At 65.5% G+C, this 16,131-nt stretch carries 17 protein-coding genes; 3 read left to right on the top strand and 14 right to left on the bottom strand.

Annotation, left to right across the window (positions count from 1 at the left end):
- Window positions 1–6: 6 nt before the first annotated feature.
- The 4 genes from N2604_RS09040 to N2604_RS09025 are packed head-to-tail and all read right to left on the bottom strand — an operon-like array spanning window position 7 to window position 3,780.
- Window positions 7–813: an ABC transporter permease gene (locus N2604_RS09040; RefSeq protein WP_260374395.1), complete on the bottom strand. Its 807-nt coding sequence runs from the start codon at window positions 811–813 to the stop codon at window positions 7–9.
- Complete coding sequence (locus N2604_RS09035; RefSeq protein ID WP_260374394.1) at window positions 810–1,685, bottom strand: ABC transporter permease; 876 nt, start codon at window positions 1,683–1,685, stop codon at window positions 810–812. The genes N2604_RS09040 and N2604_RS09035 overlap by 4 nt, the downstream gene beginning before the upstream one ends.
- Window positions 1,682–2,722, bottom strand: coding sequence for an ABC transporter ATP-binding protein (locus tag N2604_RS09030; RefSeq protein ID WP_260374393.1), 1,041 nt, complete (start codon window positions 2,720–2,722; stop codon window positions 1,682–1,684). The genes N2604_RS09035 and N2604_RS09030 overlap by 4 nt, the downstream gene beginning before the upstream one ends.
- 23 nt (window positions 2,723–2,745) lie before the next feature.
- A complete protein-coding gene (locus tag N2604_RS09025; RefSeq protein WP_260374392.1) occupies window positions 2,746–3,780 on the bottom strand; it encodes an ABC transporter substrate-binding protein in 1,035 nt (344 codons plus the stop codon).
- 277 nt (window positions 3,781–4,057) lie between these two features.
- Here N2604_RS09025 and N2604_RS09020 point away from each other — a divergent pair, with 277 nt between their 5' ends.
- Window positions 4,058–4,957, top strand: a complete 900-nt coding sequence (locus N2604_RS09020; protein WP_260374391.1) for a LysR substrate-binding domain-containing protein — start codon at window positions 4,058–4,060, stop codon at window positions 4,955–4,957.
- Between the two features lie 92 nt (window positions 4,958–5,049).
- Here the strand turns inward: N2604_RS09020 and N2604_RS09015 are convergent, their stop codons facing one another.
- Genes N2604_RS09015 through N2604_RS08980 form a run of 8 tightly spaced genes read right to left on the bottom strand, consistent with a single transcriptional unit; the run spans window position 5,050 to window position 13,109 of the window.
- Complete coding sequence (locus tag N2604_RS09015) at window positions 5,050–6,423, bottom strand: amidohydrolase family protein (protein WP_260374390.1); 1,374 nt, start codon at window positions 6,421–6,423, stop codon at window positions 5,050–5,052.
- The gene (locus N2604_RS09010) at window positions 6,420–8,003 is read right to left on the bottom strand and encodes an ABC transporter substrate-binding protein (RefSeq protein ID WP_260374389.1); all 1,584 of its coding nucleotides are present in this window, start codon (window positions 8,001–8,003) and stop codon (window positions 6,420–6,422) included. The genes N2604_RS09015 and N2604_RS09010 overlap by 4 nt, the downstream gene beginning before the upstream one ends.
- Complete coding sequence (locus tag N2604_RS09005; RefSeq protein WP_260374388.1) at window positions 8,003–8,887, bottom strand: polysaccharide deacetylase; 885 nt, start codon at window positions 8,885–8,887, stop codon at window positions 8,003–8,005. The genes N2604_RS09010 and N2604_RS09005 overlap by 1 nt, the downstream gene beginning before the upstream one ends.
- Complete coding sequence (locus N2604_RS09000; RefSeq protein ID WP_260374387.1) at window positions 8,874–9,689, bottom strand: ABC transporter substrate-binding protein; 816 nt, start codon at window positions 9,687–9,689, stop codon at window positions 8,874–8,876. Before N2604_RS09000 ends, N2604_RS09005 begins: the two co-directional genes overlap by 14 nt.
- A 17-nt stretch (window positions 9,690–9,706) precedes the next feature.
- Window positions 9,707–10,471: an amino acid ABC transporter ATP-binding protein gene (locus tag N2604_RS08995; RefSeq protein ID WP_260374386.1), complete on the bottom strand. Its 765-nt coding sequence runs from the start codon at window positions 10,469–10,471 to the stop codon at window positions 9,707–9,709.
- On the bottom strand, window positions 10,468–11,325 hold the full coding sequence (locus N2604_RS08990; RefSeq protein WP_260374385.1) for an amino acid ABC transporter permease: 858 nt from the start codon (window positions 11,323–11,325) through the stop codon (window positions 10,468–10,470). The genes N2604_RS08995 and N2604_RS08990 overlap by 4 nt, the downstream gene beginning before the upstream one ends.
- Complete coding sequence (locus tag N2604_RS08985) at window positions 11,322–12,149, bottom strand: ABC transporter substrate-binding protein (RefSeq protein ID WP_260374384.1); 828 nt, start codon at window positions 12,147–12,149, stop codon at window positions 11,322–11,324. The genes N2604_RS08990 and N2604_RS08985 overlap by 4 nt, the downstream gene beginning before the upstream one ends.
- Window positions 12,150–12,185: 36 nt before the next feature.
- Complete coding sequence (locus tag N2604_RS08980; protein ID WP_260376187.1) at window positions 12,186–13,109, bottom strand: N-carbamoyl-D-amino-acid hydrolase; 924 nt, start codon at window positions 13,107–13,109, stop codon at window positions 12,186–12,188.
- Window positions 13,110–13,293: 184 nt separating this feature from the next.
- On the opposite strand from N2604_RS08980, the gene N2604_RS08975 reads away from it, so the two are divergent.
- Window positions 13,294–14,220, top strand: coding sequence for a LysR family transcriptional regulator (locus N2604_RS08975; protein WP_260374383.1), 927 nt, complete (start codon window positions 13,294–13,296; stop codon window positions 14,218–14,220).
- A 27-nt stretch (window positions 14,221–14,247) separates the two neighbouring features.
- Complete coding sequence (locus tag N2604_RS08970; protein ID WP_260374382.1) at window positions 14,248–14,967, top strand: type 1 glutamine amidotransferase; 720 nt, start codon at window positions 14,248–14,250, stop codon at window positions 14,965–14,967.
- A gap of 119 nt (window positions 14,968–15,086) precedes the next feature.
- On the opposite strand, the gene N2604_RS08965 is transcribed toward N2604_RS08970, so the two are convergent.
- The gene (locus tag N2604_RS08965) at window positions 15,087–15,554 is read right to left on the bottom strand and encodes a nuclear transport factor 2 family protein (RefSeq protein ID WP_260374381.1); all 468 of its coding nucleotides are present in this window, start codon (window positions 15,552–15,554) and stop codon (window positions 15,087–15,089) included.
- A gap of 79 nt (window positions 15,555–15,633) precedes the next feature.
- A complete protein-coding gene (gene ybgC / locus N2604_RS08960; protein ID WP_260374380.1) occupies window positions 15,634–16,083 on the bottom strand; it encodes a tol-pal system-associated acyl-CoA thioesterase in 450 nt (149 codons plus the stop codon).
- Window positions 16,084–16,131: the final 48 nt, after the last annotated feature.

Genomic DNA, 16,131 nt, shown 5'->3' with positions numbered 1-16,131 from the left:
GTTCTCCTATCGTCCCGTATCGCCCTTGCCAGCGAGCACGCGGTCGAGCCCGTAGAAGCGGTCGAGCAGAATGAGGGCGGTCATGGTCACAGCGATCACGCAGGCCGAAACCGACGTCACCAGCGGATCGATGTTGTCCTGGATGTAGAGGAACATGCGGACCGGAAGCGTCTCGGTACCTGGTGCCGCAAGGAAGACGGTCATGGTGAGATCGTCGAAGGACTGGATGAAGGCGAGCGCCCAGCCGCTGATGACGCCGGGCAGGATCAGCGGCAAGGTCACGCGGCGGAACAGCGTCCAGCCGCCGGCGCCGAGCGAGACCGCCGCCATCTCGACCGTGCGGTCCATGCCGGTCGCCGCCGCCAGCGTCAGCCGCAGCGCGAAGGGAAACACGATGATGACATGCGCGATGATCAGCGCGGCAAAGCTGCCGCCGAGCCCTGCCGAGGTGAAGAAGCGCAGGAAGGCGATGCCGAGCACGACATGCGGGATCATGAGCGGCGACAGGAACAGCGCCGCCAGCGCATCACGGCCGCGGAAGCGATAGCGCGCGATCGCGAGCGCGGCCGGCACCGCGAACAGGAGCGCCACGAGAGAGGACAGCGCGCCAAGGCCGAGGCTGACCCAGAACGCGTGGATGAATTCGGGATAGTTCGCGATGGTCTTGAACCAGCGCAGCGAAAAGCCGTTGGTCGGCAGCGACAGAAAGCCTTCGGGCGTGAAGGCGACGAGGCAGACCACGAGGATCGGCGCCACCATGACGCTGACGAAGATGGTGTGGAAGATCAGTGCGAGCGGGCCGTTCCGGCTCATCGGAACACCTCGGCATAGCGCCGCTCGATCAGCGCATTGCTGCCGACGACGATCAGCACCAGCGCGACCAGCAGCAGCGTCGCGACGGCAGCTCCCAGCGGCCAGTTCAGGGTGTTGAGGAACTCGTCATAGGCCAGCGTCGCGGCGACCTTGAGCCGGCGGCCGCCGATGATCGCAGGCGTCGCAAAGGCGCTGGCCGAGAGCGAGAATACAATGATGGCGCCCGACAGCACGCCCGGCATGATCTGCGGCATGATGATGCGGCGGATGATGGTCGCGGGACCCGCGCCGAGCGACATCGCGGCATTCTCGATCTGCGGATCGAGCCGCTGCAGCGCCGCCCACACCGACAGCACCATGAACGGCATCATCACATGCGCGAGCGCAATGATCATGCCCGTCTCGGTAAACATGAAAGGAATCGGCGAACGGATCGCGCCAAGCGACATCAGCAGCTTGTTGACGAGACCGTTGTTGCCGCCGAACAGCAGGGCCCAGCCGAGCGTACGCGCCACCACGGAGATGAGGAGCGGCCCGAGAATGACCAGCAGGAAGAAGCTCTTCCAGCGGCCGCTCATGCGGTTGAGGATATAGGCTTCGGGCGCGCCGAGCAGCGCGGTGAGCAGCGTGGTCAGGATCGCGATGCGGAACGTCCGCCAGAACATCTCGGCGTAATAGGGATCGGTCGCGATCTCGTGCCAGTTCTTGAGGATGAAGACCGGCTCGATGCCCTTGTACTGGCCCCAATCGTGGAACGACAGCATCACCGTCATCGCCAGCGGAATCAGCAGCACGCCGACGAACAGCATCAAGGCGGGCGCGGTCAGCGCCCACGGCGCGCGTAGGCTACGCTCCTCGGCGACCGCGCTCATGCGCCGGCCCTCGCGCGCACGCTCATGTCCTCAGGACGCCACGACAGCCGAACGGCATCGCCTTCGCCTGGTTGGGCCGTGCCATCGTTCTGGCGGATCACGATCGCCGGGCCGCATTCGCTGTCGCACTGGAACAGCCAGTGATTGCCCTGGAAGATGCGCGTGACGATCTTTGCGCTGAGTCCTGTATCGCCAAAGCCGATTCTCTCCGGGCGAACGCTGACGGTGACGGGACCGCCGAGCCCGGCCGGCGCCGGTGCGCGCCAGGAGCCCGCCACCAACAGCGTCGGCGCGACGGTCCGGTCGATGGTTCCGGCAAAGTCGTTGGTCTTGCCGAGGAATTGCGAGACGAAGGCCGAGGCCGGCTTCTCATAGGTCTCCTGCGGCGTGCCGATCTGCTCGATCTTGCCCTGGCTCATCACCACGATGCGGTCGGACAGCGACATCGCCTCGTTCTGATCGTGCGTGACCAGGATGGTGGTGGTGCCGATGGTGCGCTGGATCTGGCGCAGCTCGATCTGCATCTCCTCGCGCAGCTTGGCGTCGAGGTTCGACAGCGGCTCGTCGAGCAGCAGCACGCTGGGCTTGATCACCAGCGCACGCGCCAGCGCCACGCGCTGCTGCTGGCCGCCGGACATGCGGCGCGGATGGCGGTCCTCGTATCCGGCGAGGCCTACCATCGCAAGCGCGGCACGGACGCGCTCGGCCCTTTCAGCGCGCGGCACGCCACGCATCTCCAGGCCAAAGGCGACGTTCTCCGCCGCGGTCATGTGCGGAAACAGCGCGTAGCTCTGGAACACGATGCCGAGGCCACGCTTGGCCGGATGGATCGCGGTCAGGTCCTTGCCCTCGAGGCGGATCGCGCCGCGCGTCGGGTCGAGAAAGCCCGCGATCATCTGCAACGTCGTGGTCTTGCCGCAGCCGGAGGGGCCGAGGAAGGAGATGAACTCCCCCTTCCGGACCGACAGACTGAAGTCATCGACCACAGTCTGCACGCCGAACTGCTTTGCGACGCGGTCAAGCTCGAGATAGGCCATGACGCTGTCTCCGCGGCGCCCGATCAGCGCTCGACCTCGCGATTCCAGCGCTTGGTCCACTCCTCGCGCTTCTCGTTGATGACGGTCCAGTCCGGATTGTAGAGCTTGGCCGCGCGCTCGCCGATCGGCGCCATCTTGCCGAGCTCGGGCGGGATCACCAGCGATTTCAGCACCGGGCCGTAGCCGTAATCCTTCAGCATCACGAGCTGGATTTTTGGATCGAGCAGCATCTTGACGAAGCTCGCGGCCAGCGGCGAAGCATTGGGCTTGTTGATCGGGCACGCCGTGGTCAGCAGCGTCGCCGCGCCTTCCTTGGGATAGACGAAGTCGACGGGGAAGCCGGTATTGGCAAAGCTCTGCACCCGGCCGGTGCCCCACACCGCGATCACGGCCTGGCCGGACTGGAACAGCTCGGTCATCTTGCCCGGCGACGGCTCATAGGCCAGCACGTTCGGATTGATCTGTTCCTTGAAGATCTTGAAGCCGGACTCGACGTTGGTCTCGCCGCCGCCGTTCATCTTCGACAGCATCACCAGCGCTTCGAGACCGTAGGTGTTGTTGATCGGCGGAATCACGAGCTGTTTCGCGTATTTCGTGTCTTTCAGGTCGTTCCAGGAGGTCGGCGGCGCCCAGCCTTTTTCCTTGAACACCTTGGTGTTGTACATCAGGCCGGTGGCGACGATGCCGATCGCGACCGCGCGATCGTCCTTGAAGCGCGCAGTGTCGTAGAGATCGGCGGGCAAGCCGTCGAGCTTGCCGCAGAAGCCGAGCTGGATCGCCTGGTACATCGGGCCGTCATCGACGATGGCGACGTCGATCTGCTGGTTACCCTTCTGCGCCTGGAGCTTGGCCAGCGTGTCGGTGGAATTGCCGGCGACGTATTCGACCTTGACGCCGTTCTCCTTCTCGAAGGCCGGGATCACCTCGTCGCGGATGGTCTTCTCGAACGAGCCGCCGTAGCCGGCGACATAGAGCGTTTTCTGCTGGGCCGAGGCGATTGAGGGGGCGGCAATGAGCGCTGCGATGCTGACCGCGGTCAGAAGGCGAAGAGTCTTCATGTGGACCGATCTCCATACCGGAATGAGGTGACGTGCCGACGAGTCTCGCTGGCTGAAGCGCCTTCCGCATCTCCTTCCGCGCGAATCCCTCTCCGATCAGGGCTCCGGCCCCCATTCGGCGGGTTTTGGCGCGATCTGGAGGTTTGAACCCCTCCAATCTGCCGAAAAAGCGGGCTGTCTCCAGTCCTGATGAAAAAGATCGCAGACCTATACTTCCATCGTCCAATGAATAATGGCACCCTCTGCATGCCGAAATGTTATGGATGGAAACTGAAATATGGCCCGGATCAATTCGCGGCAGGTGGAGGCCTTCCGGGCGACGATGCTTACCGGCAGCGTGACCGAGGCGGCGGCGCTAATGAAGGTGACGCAGCCGGCCGTCAGCCGGTTGCTGCGCGACCTCCAGGCCCTGCTGAAAATGGAGCTGTTCGAGCGGCGCGGCACCGGCCTGGTGCCGACCGCCGCGGCGATGGCGCTCTACACCGAGGTCGAGCGCTCCTTCGTCGGCCTCGAACGCATCACTGCGGCAGCAGAAGAAATCCGCGGCCGCCGCACCGGCTCGCTACGCATCGCAGCACTGCCGGCGCTGTCGAACGGCTATCTGCCGCGGCTCACCGGTCACTTCCTGAAGGAGCGGCCCAACCTCAACCTGGCCTTCTTCGGTGTCATCTCGCCGATCGTGGTCGACTGGGTGCTGAACAATCAATGCGACGTCGGCTTTGCCGAGGTGCCGATCGCGCATTCCGGTCTGCCGAGCCAGAGACTGCCAGCGCCGGCGCGCGTTGCAGTGCTGCCGACCGGTCATCGCCTCGCGGAGAAGGAAGTCCTGGAGCCGCGCGATTTCGAGGGCGAGACCTTCATCTCGCTGTCGGCGGGATCGTCGAGCCGGCACCTCGTCGACCAGGTCTTCCACCGCCACGATGTCCGCCGCGTGCTCAGGGTCGAGACCACGCTGTCGGAAATCATGTGCGGCATGGTGTCGTCAGGGCTTGGCGTCGCGATCTGCGATCCCTTCACGGCGCAGGAATTCGCAACACGCGGCATCGTCGTGCGCCGCTTCCTGCCGCGCATCGACTTCGAATTCTCCGCGGTCTTTCCGGCGCAGCGCAGCCCCTCGCCGGTGGCGCTGGACCTGGTCGAGACCATGCGCAAGGCGCTGGTGGAGTTCGAGGATTAGAGCTTCGGTTCGAACAGTGCGGCTACAGGCTCGCTGCAACCTCTCCCGCTTGCGGGAGAGGGAGCGCACCGTCTTCGTGGCACCAGCGGCGCTCAGCCGTTGAACGCCGCTTGCGCCTCCGGCAAATCCCAGATCTTGCCGATCGCGGCGGTGCCCGCCGCAATGATCGCAGCTTCATCCGCGCCGCGATAGCGTCCTTCATCGACCAGCACGCGGCCATCGACCACGACCTGATCGATATTGGCGCGGTTGGCGAGTGCGATCAGCGCGCGGCGCGGATCGAACAGCGGCTGCAGATGCGGATGGGTGAGATCGACCACCGTGAGGTCGGCGGTTGCGCCTGGCTCGATGCGGCCGAGATCCGGCCGCTTGACGACGTCGGCGGCGACCGTCGTGTTCGCCTCGATCAGCTCGGGCGAGTTCGCGACGTCAGGGCGCGCCGAAATGATCTTGGAGATCAGCGACGCCGCATTGAGCTCGCCGAGCAGGTCCATGTTGTAGCCGTCGGTGCCGACCACGGTGCGCACTCCGTGCGCGGCGAAGCGGCTGAACGCTGCGGTGACGCCGGCACGCGCGAACACGCGCGGGCAGTTGAGCACGGTCATGCCGCGCGCAGCCATCAACTTGAGATCATCGTCGCTGCTGAACATGCAATGCGCCGCTATCAGATCGGGCGCGAGCAGGCCGAGCCAGTCCAGATATTCTGCCGGCGTGCGGCCGCCATAGCGCTTGCCGATGGTCTCGACCTCGGCGCGGCTCTGCGCCATATGCGTGGTGATTGGCACGCCGAGCTCGCGCGCCCGCGTGGCGCAGGCCTTCAGAAGATCGGGGCCGCAGGTGTCGGTGGCATGCGGGCTCATGGCGAGGCTGATGCGGCCCTCGCCGCGATTGTTCCAGCGCTGATAGAGCGCGTCCCACGTCGCCATGTCCGTAGCGCCATCATCGCCGGAATATTGGACCACACCGTCGGGCCCGGCCTTGGCATCGGACGTCGAGAACAGATAGGGCGCGCCATAGAAGCGGATGCCCATCTCCTCCGCCGCGTCGAACATTTCGGGGATCGAGTTGCGGAACGGCTCCATCACCGTGGTGGCGCCGCCCTTGAGCAGCTGGAGGATGCCGAGCCGCGCCACCGCAAGCCGCTCTTCCGCCGACAGGATCTCGGCGCCGCGCTTGGTCAGCGGCAGCAGCACCGTGTAGACGATGCTCTGGTTGTTCTTGCGGCCGTTGCCGTCCTCGGTGTGGCTGCGCGCCACCGCTTCCGAGAAGCAATGATTGTGCAGGTTCAGGAGGCCCGGCAGCACGAAGCGCCCTGGGCGATCATAGACCTGATCGGCGTGCGGCTTGTCGCGCGTGATTGCAGCGATCTTCTTGCCTTCGACCAGAACCCAATGGTCGCGCAGCACGTCCTGCGCGCCGTCTTTCCGTGACAGCACATAGCTGCCGAAGATTGCTGTGGTGCTCATGCGGGGCGCACGTTCCAGAACACGGCGGTGCCGTCGAGAATGCCGGTGATCGCCTTGCGATAGGCCGTTGGCTGCTTGTACAGGCCGATCGGAATATAGGGGATTTCCTCGAACGCGACCGCCTGGATCTCGCGGCAGATGCGCTGCTGCTCCGCGAGCTCGGAAGCCGCCAGCCACGGGCTGCGCAACTCGCCCATCTTCGTGCTCGCATACCAGCCGGCGACCTTGCCTTCGCCGCGAATGTTGGTGTTGCCGGCCGGGTTGAGCCAGTCGATGCCCTGCCAATTGCCGACCGCGGCGCTCCAGCCGCCCTGCCCGATCGGGTCCTTCTTCAACTGGCGCTGCAGCACGACGGCGAAATCGAGGCCGGCATATTCGACGTTCATGCCGGCCTTGCGCAACGAGTCCACCGCGATCTCGCCGAGCGGCTTTTGCGCCAGCGAGTTGGTCGGGACGAGCAGCACGATCTTCTCGCCGTTATAGCCGGCGGCCTTGAGGTCAGCCTTGACCTTGTCGTAGTTGCGCGGCCCGCGGAACACGTCGAGGCCGACGTCGTTTGCCATCGGCGTGCCGGGTGCGAAATAGCCGATCGGTGAGACCTGGAACGCCGGATCGGTGCCGGCAACAGCGGTCATGAACGCAGACTGGTCGATCGCACCCAGGAGCGCGCGGCGGATGGCGGGATTGTCGAACGGCGGCTGCAGGTGATTGAGGCGCAGCATGCAGGCGTAGCCTCTGGGATCGAGGACGCGCGTCTCGATATCGCCGGCCGCCTTGATCACCGGAAGCAGATCGTGCGGCGTGGTCTCCTGCCAATCCTGCTCGCCGGTCTGGAGCGCGGCGACGCCGGTGCCGGCATCTGGCGTGGTGGTCCAGACCACGCGATCGTAGTGCACGATCTTCGGCCCGGCGGTCCAATCCGGCTTGCCGTCGGTGCGCGGCTGGTAGCGCTCGAACCTGGCATAGGCATTGCGCGCGCCCTGCACGCGCTCGTCGGCGAGATAACGGAACGGACCGCTGCCGACGACTTCGGTGAGCGGCTTGAACGGATCCTGGCTCGCCAGCCGCTCCGGCATCATGAAGCAGGCATTGATCGCGGCCTTGCCGAGCGCTTGCGGCAGCAGCGGGAACGGACGCTTCAGACGGAAGCGGATGGTGTGGTCGTCGGCGGCCGACAGTTCGGCGGTCGCCTCCATCAGCTCGCCGCCAAAGCCGTCGCGCGCGGCCCAGCGACGGATGCTGGCGACGCAGTCGCGCGCCAGCACGCGCTCGCCGTCGTGCCAGAACAGGCCATCACGAAGCGTGAGGTCCCACTGCAGCTGGTCGCCCGAGATGACATGGCCCGACAGCATCTGCGGCGAGACCTGGAGCGAGGAGCTCATGCCGTAGAGCGTGTCATAGACCATGAAGCCGTGGTTTCGCGACACCTGCGCCGTCGAATAAATCGGATCGACGAAGGCGAGATCGATCACCGGGATGAAGCGCAGCGTGGACTGGGATTCAGCGCGGACGATGCCCGGCAGCGACAACGCCGGCAGCGCCGCGCCGGCCTTCAGGAGCGAGCGGCGGGAGATGGACATCAGCGGTTACCGGCTTCGTAGCGCAGGAAGTTCTCCGCGATCTTCTCGCCGGTGGTGATCCAGACGTCGGGACACGATTTCGCGTAAGTCAGAAACTCGCGCAGCAGGCGCAGCCGCATCGGGCGGCCGCTGCATTGCGGATGCAGCACGGTCGTCACCATCGCGCCCCAGTCGCGAACTTCGTCGAGCTCGTCCTTCCACATCGAGAGCACATGCTCCTTCGGGAAGATCGAGCGCGGGCTAAAACGCGCGGAGAGACCGTGCATCCAGTCGTCATAGCTCGCGGTCACCGGCAGCTCGATCGTGCCGGGCTTGCCATCGGCGAGGCGATGGCGATAAGGCCTGACGTCGTCGCGGAACGAGGAGGTGTAGACGATGCCATGCCGCACCAGCGCGACGCGCAGCTCCTCGGTGAACTCGCCGTAAGGCGCGCGATAGCCGGTCGGCTTGACGCCGAGCCGGCGCTTCAGCACCTCGAAGCCGCGCTCCAGCTCGTCCTCGATCCAGGGATCGCCGGGATCGGGCAAGAGATGGTGATAGCCGTGATGGCCGATCTCGTGACCGGCCTTGAGGATGGACTCCGCCATCGCCGGATGCGCGTCGACCGACCACCCGGTGACGAAGAACGTCGCCTTGAGATCGAGCTGGTCGAGCAGCTCCAAGAGCTTCGGCGTGCCGACGCGCGCTTCATAGCCGCCGTAGCTCATGGTGATGAGCCGCTGCGCATGCACCGCGTCCTTGCTGGTCCAGGCGCTCTCGGCGTCCACGTCGAACGACAGGAACATCGCCGACGTATACGGCTTCGGCCAGGGATAGTCCGGCGCGGGATCCGCGGTGTTGGCCGGAACGAGCGGAATGCTCTGGAGTGCCTTACTGTCCAGCATTGATGGTCGCCTTCTCGATTGCGTTGTCGCTCAATTTCCACTTCGCCAGCAGCGTCTTGTAGGTGCCGTCCGCGATCAGCGCGTCGACCGCTTCCAGCATTGCCTGCTGCAATGCCTTCTCCTTCACCGGCAGCGCGATACCGGTGAATTGCTGTGCGATGGGCTCGCCCACGGTCGCATAGGTGTTGGGCTCGAGGTCCATGATGTAGGGCAGCGTCTCGTTGCCCTGGGCGGCGGCATCGATGCGGCCCTGCCTCAGCTGGGTGCGCGCGTCGGCCGAGCCGTCGGTGCCGACGACCTGGATCGGATTGCTGCCGCAGTTCTTCTCGCTCCACGCCGCGATCTGGGCCGGGAACATGGTGCGGCGGCTGGAGCCGACCTTCTTGCCGCACAGCGACGTCGCGTCCTTGAATTCCGCCTTGCGCGAGTGTTGCACGAAGAACTGCGGACCGCTGCGCAAATAATCGACGAAGGTCGCGACCTCGTGCCGGCTCGCATAATCGGTGAAGCCGGACAGGATGGCGTCCACCCGCCCGGTCGAGATCGAGGGCATGAACTCTGCAAAGCTGGTCTCGGTCCATTCGATCTTGAGGCCGAGCTTGCGGCCGATGGCCTCGCCGAGCTCGATGTCGAAGCCGGAGAGCGCGTTGGTGGCGGGATCGCGGAACTCCATCGGCGGATAGTTCGGCACGATCGCCACCTTGAGGCTGCCGCGCTTGGCGATGTCGGGCGGCAATTCGGCCGCCATCGCCGACGCGCTGATGGCGCCCAGGAACGCCGCCGCAAGCAAAAATCTCTTCATCACCACGCTCCCCAATGTCAGATCACTGCCGAAAGAAATGCCTTGGTGCGCTCCTCGCGGGGCGCGCCCAACACGTCGGAGGCGCGGCCCTGCTCGACGATCGCGCCCTGGTCCATGTAGACGACCCGGTCGGCGACCTCGCGGGCGAAGCCGAGCTCGTGCGTCACCACCATCATGGTCATGCCGCTTCGCGCCAGCTCCTTCATGACCGCGAGCACCTCGCCGACCAGCTCGGGATCGAGCGCACTGGTGGGTTCGTCGAACAGCATCAGCATCGGCTTCATGGCGAGCGCCCGCGCAATCGCGACGCGCTGCTGCTGGCCGCCGGAGAGCTGCGCCGGATAGGAATCCGCCTTGGCCGCCAGCCCGACGCGACGAAGCAGTTCGGTCGCCTCGGCGCGCACCTCATCGGCTTTACGCCCCTGAACCTGGGTCGGACCTTCCGTGATGTTTTCCAGCGCGGTCTTGTGCGGAAACAGGTTGAAGCGCTGGAACACCATGCCGGTCTTGAGCCGCTGCCGCCCGATCTCGCGCTCGCTGAGCCGACGGAGCTTGCCGCCGTGCTCGCGCACGCCCAGCAGCTCGCCGTCGAGCCAGATCCCGCCGGCGTCGATGGTGGTAAGCTGGTTGATGCAGCGGAGCAGCGTGGTCTTGCCCGAGCCGGAGGCGCCGATCAGGCACATCACCTCGCCGGGCCAAACGTCGAGCGAGACGTTCTTGAGCGCCTGAAACTCTCCAAAGTTCTTGCTGACGGAGCGGATCGCGACGAGGGGTTTTGTCATCGCGCCAGCCGCAATGTGCCACGTGCAAAGCGGCGTTCGAGCAGCATCTGGAGCGGCGTCAGGATCGAGACCACGAGCAGGTACCACAGCCCCGCGACAATGAGCAGCTCGATGACGCGGGAGTTGGCGTAGTAGATGTTCTCGGCATTGTGCAGCAGTTCCGGATACTGGATCACGCTCGCGAGCGAGGTCGCCTTCACCATGCTGATGAACTCGTTGCCGAGCGGCGGGATCACCACGCGCATCGCCTGCGGCAGCACGATCCGCCGCAGCGCGCGCAGCCGTCCCATGCCGATCGCCTGCGCTGCCTCATATTGCCCGATATCGACCGAGAGCATGCCGGCGCGCATGACTTCGGAGGTGTAGGCGCCCTGGTTGATGCCGAGCCCAAGCAGCGCGGCGAGGAACGGCGTCATGACATCGACGGCGCGCGCGGACCACAGGCCGGGAATGCCGATGGTCGGAAACACCAGCGCAAGGTTGAACCACAGCAACAATTGCAGGATCAGCGGCGTGCCGCGGAACAGCCAGGTGTAGCCCGCGGCGACCGACTTCAGCACCGGGTTGGGCGACAACCGCATGATCGCGGCGACGATGCCAAGAAAGATGCCGAGCATCATCGCCAGCACCGCCATCACCATGGTGTTGACGATGCCTTCGAGGATGACCTTTGCGGTCAGGAAGCGGCTGACATAGGACCATTCGATCTGGCCGTTCGCGAAGGCGCGCGCGATCGCCGCCAGCACGAGGACGATCAGGGCCGCGCTGATCCAGCGAAACCAGTGCGGCTCGCGCGCGATCCGCATGCCCGACAGGTCGGGAAAGCCTTGCGCGAGTGCCGGCGCCGGCTTCATTGCGGCGCCGCGTTCAGCATGGGCTGGGCGACCGCATTGGCCCCTAAGCCCCATTTGTCGAGAATGGCCTTGTACGAGCCGTCGGCGATCATCGCCGCGAGCTTCTCCGTCACAACCTCGCGCAAGGCGGCATCGTCCTTGCGGAACATGATGCCCTGATAGCCCTTGGCGAAGCCTTCGCCGACGATGCGATACTTGCCGGGCTCCTGTTGCTGCGCATAAGGCAGCGTCTCACTGCCCTGCACGGCGGCGTCGATGCGGCCCTGCTTGAGCTGGTTGCGAACGTCGATGGAATTCTCGCCCGGAACGTACTGGATCGCCGGCTTGCCGGCCGGCTCGCAATTCTGCTTGCTCCACTTCTCGATCTCGACCGGGAAGCTGGTGCTGCGGGTGGTGCCGACCTTCTTGCCGCAGAGATCGGTCGCATCCTTGGCCGCGCTCTCCGCCATCACGAAGAACTGCGGGCCGGTCGCAAGGTAGTCGACGAAATCGGCGGTCTCGCGCCGCGAGGCACGATCGGAGATGCCGGAGATGATGAAGTCGGCGCGCTTGGTCTGGAGCGAGGGGATCAGCTCGGCGAACGGCGTCTCGCTCCAGACGATCTTGAGGCCCCCGAGCCGCTTGGCGAGCTCGCCCGCCAGATCGATGTCGAGCCCGACCAGCTCGTTGGTTGCGGGATCGCGATATTCCATCGGCGCGTAGGTGGAGTTGACCGTGAGCTTCAGCGTGCCGGCCTGCTTGATCTCCGCCGGCAGCTCGCCGGCTCGCGCCGACGTCAAGGCAGCCAACGCTGCGAAGGCAAGCAAATGCGAGAGGCGTGTCATGTCAGCTCCTTTGCCAACGCCGCGACCGGCCGTTGATCAATCCGCGTCGAGAACGGCCGGCTCGATGACGCCGGCGCGCTCAGTGATCACCCTGTATTGCTCGGGCCGCCGGTGGGCGGCGAAGTTGAACATCTTGTCCTTGCCCTGGCGGCAAAGGTCGAGATCGATGTCGGCGACGATCACCTCGTCGGCCAGCGTCTGCGCCTGCGCGACGATGCGGCCGTTGGGATCGACGATGCAGGAGCCGCCGATCAGGCCGGAGCCGTCCTCCTCGCCCGCCTTCGCCACCGAGATCGCCCAGGTCGCGTTCATGTAGGCGTTGGCCTGCGTCACCAGCGTCGAGTGGAAGGTGCGCAAGGCTCCGTCTTCCGTCGTGCCGCCATTGGGATCGTAAGCCGCCGAATTGTAGCCGATGCAGACGAGCTCGACGCCTTGCAGACCGAGCACGCGCCAGGATTCCGGCCAGCGACGATCGTTGCAGATCATCATGCCCATGATGGCGTGGGCCCAGGACGAGCCGGCGCGGAAGGCGGGAAAGCCGAGGTCGCCATAGTCGAAATAGCGCTTCTCGAGTTGCTGGTAGCGCGCGCCCGGACGCGGCTCGACCGAGCCCGGCAGATGCACCTTGCGATAGCGGCCGAGGACCTCGCCGTCGCGATCGACAAGGATTGAGCAATTGTAGCGCCGCCCCTCCGGCGTCAGCTCGGCATAGCCGACATAGAAGCCGACGCGCAGCGCACGTGCGCGATCGAACAGCTTTGCCACCGAGGGGTTCGGCATGCTGCGCTCGAAATGCCGGTCGAGCGTCTCGCCCTCGAGCAGCCAGCGCGGGAAGAAGGTCGTGAAGGCGAGCTCCGGAAACACCACAAGGCTCGCACCCCGGCCGGCCGCCTCCTCCAGCATGTCGAGCATCCGCGACAACGTATGCTCGCGGCTATCTGCTTTTTGCGTCGGCCCCATCTGAGCGGCGGCGGCGCGAAGGACACGAACCAAGATTGCCTCCAATCTGTGCGCAGTGCTGCCTCAATGGGCGAGCGAACCCTTTGATGCGGCGTGCAAATCCGCTGCCATTACGGGCAAGCGGGGCTGCAAAATCAATTCGCTTTGCTATGATGTTTTGGCCCAGACTATAATCGGTGGTGATATGAACCTGCGTCAGCTCGAAATCCTGCGCGCCGTCATCCGCCACCGCACCACGGTGGCGGCGGCGGACGAATTGGCGCTGTCGCAGCCCGCGGTCAGCAATGCGCTGAAGACGATGGAGGCGCAGGCCGGCTTTGCGCTGTTCGAGCGCGTCAACAACCGGCTGTTTCCAACCGCCGAAGCGATGGCGCTCTACAAGGAGAGCGAGGCGATCTTTGCGCTGCACGCCAAGCTCGAGAACCGCGTGCGCGATCTGCGCGAGAACCGCTCCGGGCATCTCGCCATCGTGGCGACGCCGCCGCTCGCCTATAGCATCATTCCGTCCGCGCTGTCGGGCTTCCTGCGCCGCCGACCGGAGACGCGGGTGTTCTTCGACGTACGGCGCTATGAGGGCATCATCGAGGGTGTGCTCAGCCGCGTCGCCGAGCTCGGCTTCGCGCTCGGACTGACGCACCATCCCGGCATCGCGCATGAGGTGGTGCACACCGGCCAGATGGTGTGCGTGCTGCCGCCGCAGCATCCGCTCGCCGACAGGCCGGTGATCTCGGCCGCTGATCTTTCCGGCCTGCCCTTCATCGGGCTCGAGCGCGGCACGCGGCTCGGCGAAGCCGTGCGCGACAGCTTTGCCCGCGCCGGCGCGCCGTTCCAGCCGACGGTCGAGGTGCGCTACTGCAACACGGCCTGCGTGCTGGCCGCCGCCGGGGTCGGAGCGGCGGTGGTCGATCCGTTCTCGCCGCGGCAGAACGGCGGCAGCGGCCTCGTCGTCCGTCCGTTCACGCCGACGACGCAGGCGGTCGCCTATATGCTATGGTCGGAAGCCGAACCGCTGTCGCGTCTGGCCAAGGCCTTTCTCAACGAGATCCGCAAGGAGAGCGCTCTGCTCGAGCGCACAGCGCCGCACCAGCAACATGGGGCAGAAAGCGGCTGAGCTTCGCAACTTTTGCCCGGGAGGCCCATGGCACGTATCACCATCATCGAGACCGGAGAGGTCCCGCAAAAATACCGCGAGCGCCACGGTTCATTTCCGGACATGTTCGCGCGCATGATCCGCGCCGAAGATCCGGCCGCGACGATCGAGGTCGTCAGCATCCCCAACGGCCATGCGCTTCCCGATCCGAGCAAGCTCGAGGCCGTCCTGATCACCGGCGCGGCGGCCGGCGTCTACGACGGGCTCGACTGGATCGCGCCGCTGGAGGATTTCGTGCGGACGGCCTACGCCAACAAGACGCCGATGGTCGGCGTCTGCTTCGGCCACCAGCTGATCGCGCAGGCGCTTGGCGGCATCGTGCGCAAGTCGGAGAAGGGCTGGGGCATCGGCCGGCACGTCTATCAGGTGCTGCCGGAGAACGGCGTGGTCGACGGCGAAGCGGTCGCTATCGCCGCCTCGCATCAGGACCAGGTGATCGAGCCGCCGAACGACGCGCTGACGATCCTCTCGTCCGACTTCACCCCGCATGCCGGCCTGCTCTATGCCAACGGCGCAACGCTGACCGTGCAGCCGCATCCGGAATTCGACGTGGGGTTTGCGCAAGTGTGCTGCGATCTGCGCGACGGGAAAGCGCCGGAGGATGTCGTTGTCATAGCAAGGGCGTCACTGGCCGGGCCGATGGACAACGCGAAGCTGGGCGGGGCGATTACGCGGTTTCTGGCGCGCAACTCTCTCCCCTCATCCTGAGGAGCGCGCTCTCGCGCGCGTCTCGAAGGATGAAGGCCGGATGCATCAGCGGGGTCTGCATGGTTCGAGACGCCGCTTCGCGGCTCCTCACCATGAGGATTGTGAGTTGGTTGCGCAGTTCAGAACGGATCCGCCCCCAACCCCGGCACATCGGCCGGCCGCGGGCCCGGCGCGGGCCAGTGGAAGCGACGATCCTTTTCCGCAATGGCGATGTCGTTGATCGAGGCCTCGCGCCGCTTCATCAGGCCGTGCTCGTCGAACTCCCACTGCTCGTTGCCGTAGGAGCGATACCACTGGCCGCTTGCATCGTGCCATTCGTACTGGAAGCGCACCGCGATGCGGTTCTCGTCGAAGGCCCAGAGGTCCTTGATCAGGCGGTAGTCCTGCTCCTTCTCCCATTTGCGGGTGAGGAAGGCGACGATGGCCTCGCGGCCCTGAAACACTTCGGAGCGGTTACGCCAGCGGCTGTCCTCGGTATAGGCGAGCGAGACCCGCACCGGATCGCGTGAATTCCAGGCGTCCTCGGCCATGCGGGCCTTTTGCGCGGCGGTCTCGCGGGTGAAGGGTGGAAGCGGCGGGCGCGACATGGTGGCCTCATCGGTTGATCGGGACCGCGAATGTATCGTCGCAATTGGCAGAGTCGATAGGCCATCCGCTATCGAGCGATCACGAAACCAGATCGGCCTTCATCAACTGGCGGATCGATTTCGGGATCGGCTGGGCGCGACCGCCGCTGATGAAGGCTACGCGGACCTCGGCTTTCACCAGCACGTCGTCACCGCGCCGCACCTCCTGCGCCAGCATGATGGACGCCCCCTTCACCGCAACCGGCCAGGTCACGACGTCGAGCACGTCATCCATTCGCGCGGGCTTCAAGAAGTCCAGATGCATCGAACGCACCACGAAGGCGAAGCCCGCGCCTTCCGTCTCGGTCTGCTCGAACAGCGCCTGCTGCTCGGCGCCCATCAGCCTGAGATGATTGGTGCGCCCGCGCTCCATGTAGCGCAGGTAATTGGCATGATAGACGATGCCGGAAAAATCCGTGTCCTCGTAGTAGACGCGGACCTGCATGTGGTGGCGGCCGTCGCGGATCTCGCCGTCGAGATGAGCTGTCACGTCGCGAGCCTCTTCGCTTGTCGGTAACCGGCTCGTTTTGCGCAAAAA

It is taken from the genome of Bradyrhizobium sp. CB1015 (assembly GCF_025200925.1).
Classification (GTDB): Bacteria; Pseudomonadota; Alphaproteobacteria; order Rhizobiales; family Xanthobacteraceae; genus Bradyrhizobium.
Note: the sequence above shows the minus strand (reverse complement) of the source record. Positions and strands in the feature narration are given on the sequence as shown.

What these genes read in the sequence shown, in the direction of transcription:
- N2604_RS09000 (WP_260374387.1), bottom strand. Translation starts at nt 9,689, where the DNA reads ATGAAGAGATTTTTGCTTGCGGCGGCGTTCCTGGGCGCCATCAGCGCG.
- N2604_RS09015 (WP_260374390.1), bottom strand. Translation starts at nt 6,423, where the DNA reads ATGAGCACCACAGCAATCTTCGGCAGCTATGTGCTGTCACGGAAAGAC.
- N2604_RS08975 (WP_260374383.1), top strand. Translation starts at nt 13,294, where the DNA reads ATGAACCTGCGTCAGCTCGAAATCCTGCGCGCCGTCATCCGCCACCGC.
- N2604_RS08980 (WP_260376187.1), bottom strand. Translation starts at nt 13,109, where the DNA reads ATGGGGCCGACGCAAAAAGCAGATAGCCGCGAGCATACGTTGTCGCGG.
- N2604_RS09035 (WP_260374394.1), bottom strand. Translation starts at nt 1,685, where the DNA reads ATGAGCGCGGTCGCCGAGGAGCGTAGCCTACGCGCGCCGTGGGCGCTG.
- N2604_RS09040 (WP_260374395.1), bottom strand. Translation starts at nt 813, where the DNA reads ATGAGCCGGAACGGCCCGCTCGCACTGATCTTCCACACCATCTTCGTC.
- N2604_RS09005 (WP_260374388.1), bottom strand. Translation starts at nt 8,887, where the DNA reads ATGCTGGACAGTAAGGCACTCCAGAGCATTCCGCTCGTTCCGGCCAAC.
- N2604_RS08970 (WP_260374382.1), top strand. Translation starts at nt 14,248, where the DNA reads ATGGCACGTATCACCATCATCGAGACCGGAGAGGTCCCGCAAAAATAC.
- N2604_RS08965 (WP_260374381.1), bottom strand. Translation starts at nt 15,554, where the DNA reads ATGTCGCGCCCGCCGCTTCCACCCTTCACCCGCGAGACCGCCGCGCAA.
- N2604_RS08985 (WP_260374384.1), bottom strand. Translation starts at nt 12,149, where the DNA reads ATGACACGCCTCTCGCATTTGCTTGCCTTCGCAGCGTTGGCTGCCTTG.
- N2604_RS08990 (WP_260374385.1), bottom strand. Translation starts at nt 11,325, where the DNA reads ATGAAGCCGGCGCCGGCACTCGCGCAAGGCTTTCCCGACCTGTCGGGC.
- N2604_RS09025 (WP_260374392.1), bottom strand. Translation starts at nt 3,780, where the DNA reads ATGAAGACTCTTCGCCTTCTGACCGCGGTCAGCATCGCAGCGCTCATT.
- N2604_RS08995 (WP_260374386.1), bottom strand. Translation starts at nt 10,471, where the DNA reads ATGACAAAACCCCTCGTCGCGATCCGCTCCGTCAGCAAGAACTTTGGA.
- N2604_RS09030 (WP_260374393.1), bottom strand. Translation starts at nt 2,722, where the DNA reads ATGGCCTATCTCGAGCTTGACCGCGTCGCAAAGCAGTTCGGCGTGCAG.
- N2604_RS09010 (WP_260374389.1), bottom strand. Translation starts at nt 8,003, where the DNA reads ATGTCCATCTCCCGCCGCTCGCTCCTGAAGGCCGGCGCGGCGCTGCCG.
- N2604_RS09020 (WP_260374391.1), top strand. Translation starts at nt 4,058, where the DNA reads ATGGCCCGGATCAATTCGCGGCAGGTGGAGGCCTTCCGGGCGACGATG.